The sequence below is a fragment of the Roseateles violae genome, assembly GCF_030410485.1.
Taxonomy (GTDB): domain Bacteria; phylum Pseudomonadota; class Gammaproteobacteria; order Burkholderiales; family Burkholderiaceae_C; genus Roseateles_D; species Roseateles_D violae.
Map to the genome: position 1 here is coordinate 186069 of NZ_JAUHHC010000007.1, position 13450 is coordinate 199518.

The 13450-nt window shown below is 68.2% G+C and carries 8 protein-coding genes; 1 reads left to right on the plus strand and 7 read right to left on the minus strand.

Going from position 1 to position 13450, the window contains the following annotated elements; all coding sequences use genetic code 11:
- Nucleotides 1-3 precede the first annotated feature (3 nt).
- A complete protein-coding gene (gene xylB / locus QWJ38_RS22965; RefSeq protein ID WP_290361466.1) occupies nt 4-1449 on the minus strand; it encodes a xylulokinase in 1446 nt (481 codons plus the stop codon).
- 203 nt (nt 1450-1652) lie between these two features.
- On the opposite strand from xylB, the gene QWJ38_RS22970 reads away from it, so the two are divergent.
- A complete protein-coding gene (locus tag QWJ38_RS22970; protein WP_290361467.1) occupies nt 1653-2723 on the plus strand; it encodes a LacI family DNA-binding transcriptional regulator in 1071 nt (356 codons plus the stop codon).
- A 4-nt stretch (nt 2724-2727) separates the two neighbouring features.
- Here the strand turns inward: QWJ38_RS22970 and QWJ38_RS22975 are convergent, their stop codons facing one another.
- From QWJ38_RS22975 to QWJ38_RS23000, 6 genes are all read right to left on the minus strand, one after another.
- Nucleotides 2728-3972: an ROK family transcriptional regulator gene (locus QWJ38_RS22975; RefSeq protein WP_290361468.1), complete on the minus strand. Its 1245-nt coding sequence runs from the start codon at nt 3970-3972 to the stop codon at nt 2728-2730.
- A gap of 76 nt (nt 3973-4048) precedes the next feature.
- Nucleotides 4049-6283: a DUF6445 family protein gene (locus QWJ38_RS22980; protein WP_290361469.1), complete on the minus strand. Its 2235-nt coding sequence runs from the start codon at nt 6281-6283 to the stop codon at nt 4049-4051.
- A 9-nt stretch (nt 6284-6292) separates the two neighbouring features.
- Complete coding sequence (locus QWJ38_RS22985) at nt 6293-7288, minus strand: cupin-like domain-containing protein (RefSeq protein ID WP_290361470.1); 996 nt, start codon at nt 7286-7288, stop codon at nt 6293-6295.
- Nucleotides 7289-7605: 317 nt separating this feature from the next.
- Complete coding sequence (locus QWJ38_RS22990) at nt 7606-8298, minus strand: SapC family protein (protein ID WP_290361471.1); 693 nt, start codon at nt 8296-8298, stop codon at nt 7606-7608.
- 16 nt (nt 8299-8314) lie between these two features.
- The gene (locus QWJ38_RS22995) at nt 8315-9877 is read right to left on the minus strand and encodes a tryptophan halogenase family protein (RefSeq protein WP_290361472.1); all 1563 of its coding nucleotides are present in this window, start codon (nt 9875-9877) and stop codon (nt 8315-8317) included.
- Between the two features lie 122 nt (nt 9878-9999).
- On the minus strand, nt 10000-12975 hold the full coding sequence (locus QWJ38_RS23000) for a TonB-dependent receptor (RefSeq protein WP_290361473.1): 2976 nt from the start codon (nt 12973-12975) through the stop codon (nt 10000-10002).
- Nucleotides 12976-13450 lie beyond the last annotated feature (475 nt).

The window sequence follows — 13450 nt, forward strand, 5'->3', positions numbered from 1 at the left end:
GGCTCAGACGAGATCACGCGCGTGCGGGGCCAGCCGCTGCCAGCGCGCATATAGATCGGCATGCCGGCGCACCGCGTCGGCGCGAGGCTCGAAGGTATGCAGGCGCTGCGGTGGGCGGGCGACCTCCAGGCCGGCGCCGGTGGCCATCAGCGCCAGCCGCGCCGCGCCGAGGGCGCCGCCGTGTTCGCTCTCGGCGACCTGGTGCAGCGGGATCGCCAAGACGTCGGCCAGCACCTGTACCCAGTGGGCCGAGCGGGCGCCGCCACCGAGCACGCTGGCCTCCTGCAGCGTGGTGCCGGCGTCCTGCAGCGCGGCCTGGCAGTCGCGCAGCGCGTAGGCCACGCCCTCCAGCACCGCCTGGGTCATGCCTGCGCGCGAGGTGTCCGCGGCCAGCTGCGCGAAGCCGCCGCGCAGCGCGGCATTGTTGTGCGGCGTGCGTTCGCCGTTCAGATAGGGAGCGAACAGCGCGCTGCTGTGGGACAGGGCGGCGGCCTCGGCCACCAGCTGCGCCTCCGGCAGGCCGCAGACCTGGGCCCACCAGGCCAGCGACGAGGCGGCGTTCAGCAGCACGCCCATCTGGTGCCAGGTGTCGGGCAGCGCATGGCAGAAGGCATGGACCGCCCGCGCGGGGTTCGGCGCGAAGCCGGCCGTCGTGGCCCACAGCACGCCCGAGGTGCCCAGCGAAACGAAGGCATCGCCGGGCCGCACCGCACCGACGCCCACCGCGCCGGCGGCGTTGTCCCCGGCGCCGCCGGCCATGAGCGGCGGGCGCTTGAAGCCCCAGCGGGCCGTGTGCTCGGCGCTCAGCTCGGCGGCCGGCGCGCTGCCCTCGACCAGGCGCGGCATCTGCGCCTCGTTGAGGCCGGTGGCGGCCAGCGCCTCGGCCGACCAGCGGCGCTTCGCCACGTCCAGCCACAGCGTGCCGGAGGCGTCCGACATTTCCTCGACGAACTGGCCGCTCAGCTTCCAGCCCAGCCAGGCCTTGGGCAGCAGCACCTTGGCGATGCGGGCGAAGATCTCGGGCTCATGTTTGCGCACCCACAGCAGCTTGGGCGCGGTGAAGCCGGGCATGGCCAGATTGCCGCTCACCTCCCGCGAAGCCGGCCACGCCGCCTCGAACTCCGCGCATTCGAGCTGGCTGCGGCCGTCGTTCCACAGGATGCAGGGCCGCAGCGTGCGGCCTTGCGCATCGATCAGGGTGGCGCCGTGCATCTGGCCCGAGATGGCGATGGCCGCGGTCTCGGCCAGCTCCGCAGGTGCCTTGACGCGCAGCTCGTCCAGCCCTGCGCAGGCGGCGGCCCACCAGTCGGCGGGGTCCTGCTCGCTGTGGCCGGGGGCAGGGCGTTGCACGGTCAGCGGCCGGCTTGCGCTGGCGATGATCTCGTGGCCGTCGCGCACCAGCGCGAGCTTCAGTGCCGAGGTTCCGAGGTCCAGGCCGAGGGTGATCATGGTTGGCGTTCCTTCAGGGGGCGGTCATTGTTGGGGGGCATCAGCCGAGCGCAATTGTGCGGGCATAAAACTAATTGAGGAAAACGGAATGGCAACTGTCTGATTGCGAACCCCGGCATCACGCGCAATACGCGAGGAGCTTGTCCTTCGCGGCTGTGGCACAGTGCGGCATCTCGATAACAGACCCAGCGAGGACAGCAGCGGTGGCAAGCAGAGCAGCAGGTTCGTCGGCACCGACCATCGTCGATGTGGCGGCGCAGGCCGGGGTGTCGATCAAGACGGTGTCGCGCGTGCTCAACCAGGAGCCGGGCGTGCAGGAGAAGACCCGCGAGCAGGTGCTGAAGGTGGTGGCCGAACTGAAGTACCGGCCCAAGCTCTCCGCACGCAGCCTGGCCGGCGCGCGCTCCTTCCTGATCGGTCTGCTTTATTACGACCCCAGCGCCGCCTTCGTCGCCGGCGTGCAGCAGGGTGCGACCCTGCGCTGCCGCGAGGCCGGCTACCACCTGGTCGTCGAGTCCTTGCACAACGATGCGCCGGACATCGACAGCCAGGTCGAGCGCGTCGTCTCGGCGCTGCGGCCGGACGGCATGGTGCTGACCCCGCCGCTGTGCGACAACCCCAAGGTGCTGAAGGCGCTGCGCGAAAGCGGCACGCCCTGCGTGCTGATGTCGCCGGGCCGGCAGGCCAAGGGCCAGGCCAGCGTGCGCATGGACGACGTCCATGCGGCCGAGGAGGTGACCAATCTCTTGATCAGCCTCGGCCACGAGCGCATCGGTTTCATCCGGGGCGCGAGCGACCAGGCCGCGTCCGGCCTGCGCTACCAGGGCTTTGCCAATGCGATGAAGGCCCACGGTCTGGGGCTCGATCCGGAGCTGATCCAGCAGGGCGACTTCACCTTCCAGAGCGGTGTCGATGGCGCACATCAGCTGCTGAGCCGGCGCGTACGGCCCACGGCGGTGTTTGCCAGCAATGACGATATGGCCCTGGGCGTGCTGGCCGCGGCGCAGCGCCTGGGCCTGGCCGTGCCGAGCGATTTGTCGATCGCCGGCTTCGACGATTCGCCGGCCGCCAGCCTGGTGTGGCCGCCGCTGACCACGGTGCGCCAGCCGGTCGATCAGATGGCGCGGATGGCGGTGGAGATGCTGATCGCCGCGAACCGCAGCGACGCCCAGCCGCTGGCCGAGTCGGACTTGCACCGGGTGCTGCCCTATGAGCTGCTGGTGCGCAACTCGACCTGCGCGCCGGCCGCCAAGCCCGTGACCAAGCGGAAATAGACGCTCAACGCTGCTGCTGAAGCGCCGCCTGGTAGGGCTGCATCAGCGTGTACAGCGCATAACCGGCTCCGCCGACGGCAACCGCCAGCTCGGTATAGCGCGCCAGACGCACGGTGGGCGCACGCACGCCGGCCGCGGCGGCATAGTCGGCCAGCACCTGCAGCGCGGCATCGACGAAATCGTTGCCGCCCAGCGCCACCGCCTCGCCGCCCAGCACGATCGAGCGCGGGTCGAAGGTGGTCCAGATGTTCTGCAGCAGCACCCCGAGATTGCGGCCGGCCGCCTCGAAGGCCGTCCGCGCCCGCGCTTGGCGCGCGGCCATCGCCGCCTTCAGCGCCTCGCGGTCCAGCGGCAGCGCGCCTTGGCCGCCAGTGCCGGCTTCGCTTGCAATGGCGCGCAGCCCGATATAGGCCTCGGCGCAGCCGCGCCGTCCGCAGGAGCAGGGCCGCCCATCGGGATGCAGCGTCGTGTGGCCGATCTCCCCGCCGGCACCGGTGGCGCCGGTGAACAGCGTGTCGCCCAGCACGATGCCCGAGCCCAGGCCGACGCCGCAGCTGATGTAGACCAGCGGATCGGCCGGCGGGCGCGGGCCGAACTGGGTCTCGCCGATCGCCGCCAGGTCGGCCTCGTTCTGGTAGTGCACCGGCACGTCCGACAGGCCGGCCGGTTCGAGTACCGCGCGCAGGCGTTCGCCGACCGGCACATTGCGCCAGCCGATATTGGGGGCGAACAGCAGCATGCCGGTCTGCGAATCGACGGCCCCGGGCAGGCCCACGCCGATGCCCAGCAACTCCCGGCCCTCGCCGACGACGCGGCGCACCAGCACCGCGATCATTTCGACTAGCTGCTGGCAGGCCCCTTCCGGGTCGGCCCGGCGCAGCGCGGCCTGCTGGGCCTCCAGCACCTCGCCGCGGATCGAGGTGGTCACGACCCGTATCGTGTCGGGCGTCAGCTCGGCCCCCACCAGCACGAAGCGCTGTCCGTCGAGCTGCAGCGGCGTTGGACGGCGTCCCAGCTGCTTGCTGACGACGACCTCGTTCTCGCGCAGCCAGCCTTCGTCGATCAGTTCCTTGACCAGCAGGCTGACCGTCGAGCGGGTGAGCCCGCTGCGCTCGGACAGATCGGCACGCGACAGGCCTTCCTCCTCGCGCATCAGGCGAAGCAGGGCGATGCGGTTGATGTTCTTCACCAGGCGCTGGTCGCCGGTGATCGGTGGCGCGGCCGGTGGCGCAGGCGTTGCGGCGTTCATCGAATGGGCAATGGTGCTGGTCTGGGCTGCCGGCATTATCCGGGGCGAAGGCAAGGGCCATGGGGCCCTCGCAAGCTCAAGGATTCGGCCTGCTGCTCTTGAAGAAGGCGTTCAGCGTCAGCCGCCCCATGCCGGTCTGGTAAGCCGCCGGCGAGGCGCCCTGGATATCGCCGGAATGAAAGATGCCGCCGTCGTAGAAGACCGCGCGGTTCCATTGGGCGGGCACGCGGCCGATCACCTCGAAGTAGCGGTTGCTCTGCGTCATATAGCCCGGGGCCAGGTCGTACTTGGCTCCGAAGGCGCTGCCGTCCATCGCGTTGGCATCGCGCATAAAGGCCTGCGTGTCCTCCTCGGACATCAGCGAGCGGAAGAAGACGGTGCCGCCCAGCTGCTCGTCCTTGAACAGGTAGTGGACCGCGGCCGACATCATCTGCCCGGGCTCGAGGCCGGAGTCGTCGCGGTGGCAGATGCGCTGGCGGGCATCGAGCGTCGCGGGGTCCTGCGTCACGCGGGAGTAGCGGCCGAACATGGCCAGCGGCTGGCCGGCGCCCAGCGGCTCGCGGCAATGCTTCTGGAAGAAGGCGTCCAGCGTGCTGGCCATCTCCGCCGGCAGCGCCAGCTGTGGCCCGGGATAGGGGTGGCCGGGCTGGACCTTGAACTGCTGCATCGCCTTCTCGGCCTGCTGGACCAGTTCCTGCGGGTTCTCGGCGAAATCGTCGACGATATAGACGCGGGCGCCGCCGGCCAGTTCGAGCGTCTCCAGCTTCGCCGCGGGATTGATGCGCAGGCCCGGACCCGTCGGCATGTCCATCGGCTTCTGCGCCGGACAGAAGTCGTTGATATAGGCCTGGTGCTTGGGCAGCCGCATCAGATTGCGCGCGACGTCCTTGCGGATCTCGCCGAGGAATTCCGCCAGCTTGCGGTCCTCCATCTGGCGGGTGATCGGATGGTGGGCCGCGGGAAGAATGCCCTGGCCCATCATCACCTGGATCCAGGAGTTCTCGGCGAAGAGCTCGCCGGCACCGATGACCACGCGGGCGGTGTCGCGGAACTGCTGGATGCGGTGCCTGAGGTGTTCGGGCACCGCCATTTCGCGGCAGTCGCGCCAGAACTGCGAGTCCGTCCGGTTGGTGACGTGGTAGTGCAGGATGACGAAGTCGCGGATGTTCTCGATCGCGTCGCGCGCCTGCTGGTTGTATTCGTCGATGTCGCTCTGGCAGATGCCGTCGCTGGGGAACAACTCGATCAGCCGTGTCATGCCCTTCTGGATCAGGTGGATGCTGGTCGACTCCAGCGGCTCCAGGAAGCCGCTGGACAGGCCGATGGCGATGCAGTTGTTCTTCCACACGAGCTCGCGCTGGCCGGGCGTGAACTTGATGACCCGCGGCGGGCGGATGACCTCGCCCTGCACATTGGCCAGCAGCGCCGCCTTGGCCTCCTCGTCGCCGAGATGCTTGCTGCTGAAGACCAGGCCGTTGCCGACCCGGTGCTGCAGGGGGATCTGCCATTGCCAGCCCCAGGGATGGGCGATCGAGCGGGTGTAGGGCACGGCATCGCGGGTCAGCGTCGTCTGCGCGGCGACGGCGCTGTCGCAGGGCAGCCAGTGGGCCCAGCTTTCGTACTTGACGCCCAGCGTCTCGCCCAGTAGCAGCGAGCGCATGCCGGTGCAGTCGATGAACAGCTCGCCCTCGAGCAGTTCGCCACTGCCAAGCTGCAGGCCGGTGATGTCGCCGCTGGCGGCATCGGTGTGGACCTTGGCGATCTTGCCCTCGATGCGCTGCACGCCCAGCGCCTCGGAGAAGCGGCGCAGGTACTGGCCGTAGAGCGTGGCGTCGAAGTGATAGGCGTAGTTGATGCCGTTGTCGGGCAGGCGCGCAAAGCGATTGTCGAGCGCGGCGCGCAGCTCCAGGCAGTAGTCGCCGTAGTCGCTGGCGAGGCCGCGCTTGCGGCCTTCGAGCCAGAAGTGCTGGAAGCCGGCCGTCCAATGCCCCTTGCCGGTCCTGCCGAAGGAGTGGAAGTAGTTCTCGTTGACGTTGCGCCAGTTCTCGAAGCTGATGCCCAGCTTGAAGGTGGCCTGGGTCGCCTGCATGAACTCCTTCTCGTCCAGATCGAGGATCTCGTGCATGAAGTGCAGGGTCGGGATCGTCGCCTCGCCGACGCCGACGGTGCCGATCTCCTCCGATTCGACCAGGCGGATCTCGTACTGCTTGCCGAGGCTCTTGGCCAGCCCGGAGGCCACCATCCAGCCGGCCGTCCCGCCGCCGGCGATGACGATGCGGCGTATCGGCTTGCGTTGATCGGACGGGGTCATGGCTTGCTCCTAGCGGTTCAATCGGTTCAAGAGGAAGGAGCGCAGATGGCGCGCCCGGTCCTCGGTGATGGGGTCCAGCACGCCGCGGGCGGCGGGCGGGATGTGGGCGGCGGTCTGCTCGTCCGCCGCGAAGATGTAGTGATCGAACAGCGCCTTCCAGGCCTGGCGCTGGGCCGGCGGCAGGTCGCGCAGGCTCAGCAGCGCCAGCATCAGCGTGTTCAGCGGCGTGTCCATATAGCTGGGGGACTGGCGCCACCAGAAGTTCACCAGCGCGCTGACCGGCTCCAGCGCCTCGACCGCGTGCCACCACTGGCTGGGGATGAAGAGCGCGTCGCCCGGCTCAAGCTCCACCGTCATTGCTTGCGCTTGCGCTTGGGCGAAACGCGGGAAGCGGGCCAGGTCAGGGTGCTTGATGTCGACCAGGCTAATCGGCTGGCCGGCCGGCGTCAGGTCCAGCGGGCCGATATAGAGATTGGCCACCTGCTCGGGCGGGAACAGCGTGAAGCGGCGCCGGCCGGCCACGACGCAGGCGATGTTGTCGGGCACGTCGAAATGGGCGGCCACGCGGGCCCGGTTGCCCAGCCACAGGCTCACCAGCGGATCGAGCAGGCGCAGGCCCGGCAGATCGTTGCGTTCGCGCAGGCCCGGGAAAGTTCCCTCCAGCTCCGTCGAGCCGAGATAGAGCGCCGGCGGTCTCGGCGCATGGGCCTCGGCGAGCAACTCGGCCAGCAGCGCGTCGAAGACGCCGATCTGGCGCTGGTAGTTGAAGCCGCTGAAATCGGCGTTGTAGAAGAAGCGGCCCTCGATCTCAGGACCGCCGCGCCACAGGCCGACCCGCTTGCCGGCGCCAAAGGGGCTCAGGTAGTCGCAGAACTCGGCATCCGAGCGCAGCGCGGCCTGCACCAGCGGCCACTGGCGCACCAGGCCGCGCATCAGCACCGGCTCGGTCGAGCGCAGCACATCGTCGGGCAGCGCCGCCGGGCTCAGGTCCTTGCGTTCCAGCATGGTGTCCTAGCTCTCAAAACAGCTGCCGGCATTGCGCTGAGCCGTCCCAGCCCCGCCCGCTGCCGGGTTCAGCCGAGCGGGTCGGCTGCGCCGACTGCCCTCGATGCTCGCAAACCGGCTCGCGGCGCGAACTCGCTTCGCTACGCTCAGCTTAAACAAGCGCGCCGAGTCAGAGCTGGAAGCGCGCAAGCGCGCCTCGCCGGTTCGCTGCGCTCTCGGCCGCTCAAATTCACCCGTCAGCGGGCGGGGCCGGGACGGCAGCCAGCAGTGGTCTTCTGCGGGCCGAGCGCCGAGCACTCCTTGGACGAGGGGCTTGTTCATTCTCGGGCGAGATGGCGGCGTATCAGCTTCGTGAGGTTGGACAGCGAGGCGATCGCCATATAGATCGGCTGCAGATAGTCGGCCTGGTGCAGCAGGCTCACCGTGTCGGCGGACAGGGCGGCGAGGCGTTCCTCGTGGATCATCGAATAGCCGACCAGCTGTCCGTGCGTGCCGTCCGGGCGCTCGACGTCCAGCACGAAGGGCTCCAGCAACTCGTTGGCGACCAGCGCGTCGATGAAGCCGGGGATCACCAGATTGCCTTCGTGCAAGGTGCGCAGGATCGAATTGGCCCGCTCCAGCAATTCGCTGTTGCCGCCCTGGGGCAGGAAGACCGCCTCGCCTTCGGCGCCGCGGCTGATGCGCGGGCTGGCCATGTCCACCATCATGCGCAGCTCGTCGCCGGCGACGCCGATCGAGAAGGGCATGCGCAGCATCGCCAGCGGCAGGTACTCGGCGTCCCAGCCGCGCTCGTTGAGGAAGAGGTTCTGGCCCTCCTGCAGGCCGAACAGCGCGACCGGCAGGAAGCCGCCCTTGCCGTCCGGCTGGAACACGATTGGGTAGTCCGCCTGCAGGCTGCGGAATTCATCCGGGGTGACCGGGCAGGACATCACATCGTCGCCCCATTGCGCGCCGCGCTGCGTGACGATGCGGAGGTCTTTGTGAGAGATGTTGTTGAGCAGTTCGAGCATGGAGGTCGGGGCCTTTTCACGCAGCCGGCATGCCGTGCGCGTGGATGTGATGGATGAGATCGCGGTGCCGGGGCAAGCCCCCCAGCAGCCGCCGGGTGACTGTAGCCGCGTCGCGGAAGCAGGCCTGGGCCTCGGCCAGCCGCGCGGGACGGAGGGCAGCGGGCGCCGGCCTGAAGCCCATGCCGTAGAGCACGTATTGGTAGCTGGCGGCGGGGAAGACCTCCTCGATCCGGTACAGATCGTTGCGGTAGGGCGCGCGGTGCCGCCACAGTTGCAGCAGCTCGCGCAGGCGCTCGGGCTGGGTCTCCGGTCGGCGGTGCTCGCGCCAGTAGTCGGAGTCCTCGCGCCGGCTCAAGGCGTAATGCAGCTTGAGAAAATCGATGATGCGGGCCCAGCGGTAGGCAAAGGCCTCGTTGAAGCGCTTGGCCACCAGGTCCATGTCGGCGCGCTTGGCCGGCAACTCGTCGCGGATGAAGGCCGCCGACAACTCGACCAGGGCCAGCGCCGAGGCCTCCAGCGGCTCGATGAAGCCGGCCGACAGGCCCACCGCCACGCAGTTGCGGTGCCAGAAATGGTCGCGATAGCCGGGCGTGAAGCGGATCAGCCGGGCCGCCGGCAGATCCGGCGAATCGGCAGCCGGGCCGCCGCTGCGCTCGATGTGCCGTCGCAGCGCCCGCTCGGCCGCTTCGGCGCCGGTGTGCGCGCTGGAAAACACCAGGCCAATGCCGCGCCGGGTCGGCAGGCCGATGTCCCAGCTCCAACCTTCGGCGTGTGCGGTGGCTATCGTCGCCGAGGCCAGCGGTGCCTGGGCGTCGGTGGTGGGAACCTGCAGCGCCAGCGCGCTGTCGTTGAACAGCACCTGCTGCTGGGATTGCAGCGCGACGCCGTAGTGCTGGCCCAGCAGCAGCGAGGGCAGGCCGGAGCAGTCGATGAAGAGATCGCCCTCGATCTCGCCGTGGCCGCGGGTCTGCAGCGCCCGGATGTCGCCGTTCTCATGCGAGCGCACCGCGGTCACTTCGTCGGCGATGTGCCGCACGCCCAGCTGCTCGATCGCGTGCCGGCGCAGCAGCCGCCCGATCTTGACGGCATCGAAGTGATAGCCGTAGTTGGCGACGGCGGCGAATTCCGGGGTCGTCGTCTGCTTCGGGGCCAGACGTTCGTTGCACAGATGGGGCTGGGCGCTGACGCATTCGGCGAAGGGGCGATCGGCGTCGGCGCCGCTGAGCCAGCCGCCGACCAGATCGGCCTCGCCATAGCCCTGTGGCAGCGAGAAGGGGTGGTAGTAGCGATCGCCGGCGCTGCCGTCGACCCAGCCCTCGAAGCAGGAGCCCTGCTTGAAGGCCGCGTCGCACTCGCGCACCAGATCGGCTTCGCGCAGGCCGATGCGGCGCAGCGTTTCGCGCATCGAGGGCCAGGTGCCTTCGCCGACGCCGATGGCCGGCGTGTCCGGCGATTCGATCAGGCTGATCCGCAAGGCGCCGGGCTCCGCTCCGCCATGCTCGGCCGCCAGCAGGGCAGCGGTGATCCAGCCCGCCGAGCCGCCCCCCAGCACCACGATATGTCTCAGCGCATCCGTCACATCGGTCCCGTCAACATGAAATGCACCGATGCTCGCACGGAGGCAGGCGGCATCGGTAAAGGAATACGAGCAGGCCGGGCGCGCACCGCCCGCAGGCGGCACGGGCCCGGCCTCGGACCTGCTTAGAACTTGTAGCGCAGGCCGACCAGATAGCGGCGTCCGGTCTGAGTGACCGATATCAGCTGATCCTCGGAGCGGCCGTGCTGACGGATGTAGCCGTCGTTCAGGTTGATCAGGTCCGCCTGGATCGTCAGGCTCTTGCCGATGTGGTAGCCAATCGACAGGTCGAACTGGCCATAGGGCTCGGTGTAGACCGGGTTGTTGCCGGCGCCATCGGTCTTGCCCGCCAGGAACTCGCCGCGCCAGTTGTAGGCGGCCCGGATCGACCAGTTGGCGTTCTCGAAGAAGCCCACCAGGTTCGCCGAGTCGCTGACGCCCAGCAGCGCCGCCTGCGTGGCCAGGCTGGTGTCGTCGTACTTCAGGCCCGTCCTCGCCCAGGTGTAGTTGCCGGCGATGCCGAAGCCGCTGTTGCCGAACATGTGCTGCGCGTTCAGCTCCAGGCCCTTGATGTTGTCGCCGGCCTCATTGGACGAGGTAGTGACCACGAAGGGCATCAGCGGATCGGTCGGCAGGCCGGCGATCTTGCCCTGGATCTCGCCGGAGGCATTGACCCCGGTGATGGTGACCCCGGGCTGGCCCTTGTAGGTGTTGAAGATGTAGTTGCGGATGCACAGCGGCTGCGCGGTGGCGCCGCCGCAGGCCGCCTGTCCGGCCTTGTAGTAGGCACCGCCGATCGGGGTGGTGACGCCCGCAATCGTCGCGTTGACGCCCGAGCTACCGACGAAGTTCGTGACCTTCTTGTAGAAGGCGCCCGCCGCCAGATAGCTGGACTTGGCGTAGTACCACTCGCCGGACAGGTCGAAGTTCTTCGACAGCAGCGGCTTCAGGGCCGGATTGCCCTGGGTGGCCGTGCCGCCGCCGGCATTGGCATTGGCGCCGTTGACGTTCACCCCGCCCAGCAGCGTGTCCCAACCGGGTCGGCCGATGTTCTCGCCGTAGCTGGCGCGCACCTTCACGTCGGGTGCCAGATCGGCATCCCAGTCGATGCTGGGCAGGAAGTAGCTGTACTTGCCGCTGCCGGATCCGAAGGTCGGGCTGCCCCGGGTGTAGTTGATCTCGTTCTGGGAATCCCAGGACGTCGCCGTGACCGGGACGACCTGCGACGAGGAGTCGACCGTGGTCTTCTCGTAGCGCACGCCGATCGAGATGTTCATCGGGATGGCCGTGTCGAAGGCGTGATCCCACTGTGCGAAGGCGCTGGTCGACTTCTCTTCGGTACGCCAGTCATTGCCCTTGCTGTAGTCCGAGGAGGCCGATAGATAGGCTTCGGCTTGCTCGCGGGTATAGCCCCGCGAGGCCATCAGGACCTCGATCGAGCGGGCGCGCAGGCTGTTGAAGTCGAACATGTAGAAGTTCTGCCACTGCCGCGGATCGCCGGATCCGGGGATCTGGCCGAAGAAGCTGTGCAGGTTCTCGTTGCGCGTGCTCACATTGGCGTAGTCGCCCTGCTGGCCGACGCCGCCCCAGTCGTTGTTCTGGTTGTTGTAGTTGGCCGCACGGTTCTTCACCTTGGTGAAGCCCAGGCCGGCGCTCAGCAGGTTGTCGGCATTGAGCTTGTAGCTGAGGCCGGTCTGGAACTGGTCGACCGTCTGGTCGCTCAGATTGCTGTTGAACTGGCTACCGGTCAGCTGCAGCTTCTTGGCGTCGAAGACCGTCGTGGGCAGGCTCAGGATGGGGAACTTCTGGTCGTAGTAGCCAGTCGCGTTGCCCTGGGCGAACAGACCCAGATCCATCGTCGAGTAGGTGCCGTAGGGGCTGTTCGGCTTGGTGCTGGAGGTCGAGTGATGCAGGTCGACGTCGACCTTCATCTGCTCGTTGACCTTCCACGCGGTGTTGAAGCCGGTGGAGCTCAGCTTGGACTTCTCGCCGTAGATGCCGCCGTTGATCGCCAGGTCATGGTCGTTGTTGGGGAACAGCGCCGTCTGGATGATGGGGGTGGCCACCGGTCCGCCGGCGAAGGTCGTCGGCGGGTTCGATGCGCCGAAGGAGAAGTTGAACCAGCTCGACAGTTCGGCGTTCTTCTTGTCGATGGTGTTGGTCGCCATCGTGTGGTCAAGCGTGAACGTGAGGTCCTTGGTCGGCGCGAACTGCAGGGTCGCCTGGCCGTTGACGCGCTCGCGCTGCAACGCCGTGATCGAATAACGCATGTCGACCGAGGTCGAGTACAGGCCGGTCGGACGGTTGGCGATCGGGTCCGGGCCGCTGGCCGGCTTAGGCGGGATCGAGCCCCAGTCCCCCGAGGTCGGAGTGAAGGTGCGCCAGCCGCCAGGCGTATAGGCCTTGTTGGAGCCCGAGTCGCGCTTGGACCAACTGCCGCTGAGGGCAATGCCGATCGTGCGGTCGGCGAAGGTCTCGCTGTAGATGCCCGAGATCTCGGGCGTGACGGTGCTGCCCTGGAAGGGATCGGGCAGGCGCGAGTTGGACTCGTCGTAGTTGGCCTTCACGCCGATGCTGGCGACGCGGTCCTTCAGGTCCAGCGGACGGGCCGTCTTGATGTTGATCGTCGCGCCGATGCCGCCGGTCGGCGCATTCGCGCGGGAGGTCTTGTAGACCTCGAGGGCGGAGACCGAGTCGGAGGACAGATTCGCGAGGTCGAAGGCGCGCGAGCCGCTGGCGCCGCCGAGCTCGTTGCTGATCACCGAGGTCGGCATCTGGCGGCCATTCAGCAGCACCATATTGAAGTCCGGGCCGACGCCGCGGACGGTGACCTTGGAGCCTTCGCCGCTGGGCGCGCGGTCGATCGACACGCCGGCGATGCGCTGCAGCGATTCGGCCAGGTTGGTGTCCGGGAACTTGCCGATATCTTCCGCGACGATGCCGTCGACCACGCCATGGGCGTTGCGCTTCAGGCTCAGCGAGGTGTCCAGCGATTGCCGGATGCCGGTGATGACGACCGTATCCAGCGTCTTCGGGTCCGCGGGGGGCGTCGCTGGCGCGGTTTGCTGGGCGCCGGAGTTGGTCGCGAACAGCGTCAACATCGCCGCACAGGCGGCGGCGACCGGTTTGGGGTGCAAGTGGCGCCGCTGTGCGGTGTCAGACCTGCGCTGAAGGGGCCGAGCTTTTTTCATGTGTCTCCTCTGGATTCAGCAGTGGGTGCCGTGCAACGGAGTTACCCGTACCCGACATGAACAACAAGGCCCTGGAACTGCAAGCCTCGCAGCTGGCGGCGGTGAAGGGTGTCGCGGTTTGCGCGGCCGGGTGCACAAGCACAAGCCGCGACACTCCCACCCCGCCGGCATGGGTGCCGATGCCCATGGGCATCGGCTTGATCTCTAGGGGCGGTGACGAGCCGATGGTGACTGGCGCGGACAACGGTCTCCGCGCGATGGGCGCATGCGGGCCGGCGGCCCCATGCGGCTTGGCGAACTCGACGCTTTACTTGGCATGGCGAATGTCTCCAACTTTGTGCTGCGCTCGGGCGCTTTTTCTGTAGTTGCTTCGCGAGTCGAACAA

Excerpts from the sequence above, each read along its gene's own strand:
- xylB (WP_290361466.1), bottom strand. The coding sequence starts at position 1,449 with ATGATCACCCTCGGCCTGGACCTCGGAACCTCGGCACTGAAGCTCGCG.
- QWJ38_RS22975 (WP_290361468.1), bottom strand. The coding sequence starts at position 3,972 with ATGAACGCCGCAACGCCTGCGCCACCGGCCGCGCCACCGATCACCGGC.
- QWJ38_RS22980 (WP_290361469.1), bottom strand. The coding sequence starts at position 6,283 with ATGACCCCGTCCGATCAACGCAAGCCGATACGCCGCATCGTCATCGCC.
- QWJ38_RS22985 (WP_290361470.1), bottom strand. The coding sequence starts at position 7,288 with ATGCTGGAACGCAAGGACCTGAGCCCGGCGGCGCTGCCCGACGATGTG.
- QWJ38_RS22990 (WP_290361471.1), bottom strand. The coding sequence starts at position 8,298 with ATGCTCGAACTGCTCAACAACATCTCTCACAAAGACCTCCGCATCGTC.
- QWJ38_RS23000 (WP_290361473.1), bottom strand. The coding sequence starts at position 12,975 with ATGTTGACGCTGTTCGCGACCAACTCCGGCGCCCAGCAAACCGCGCCA.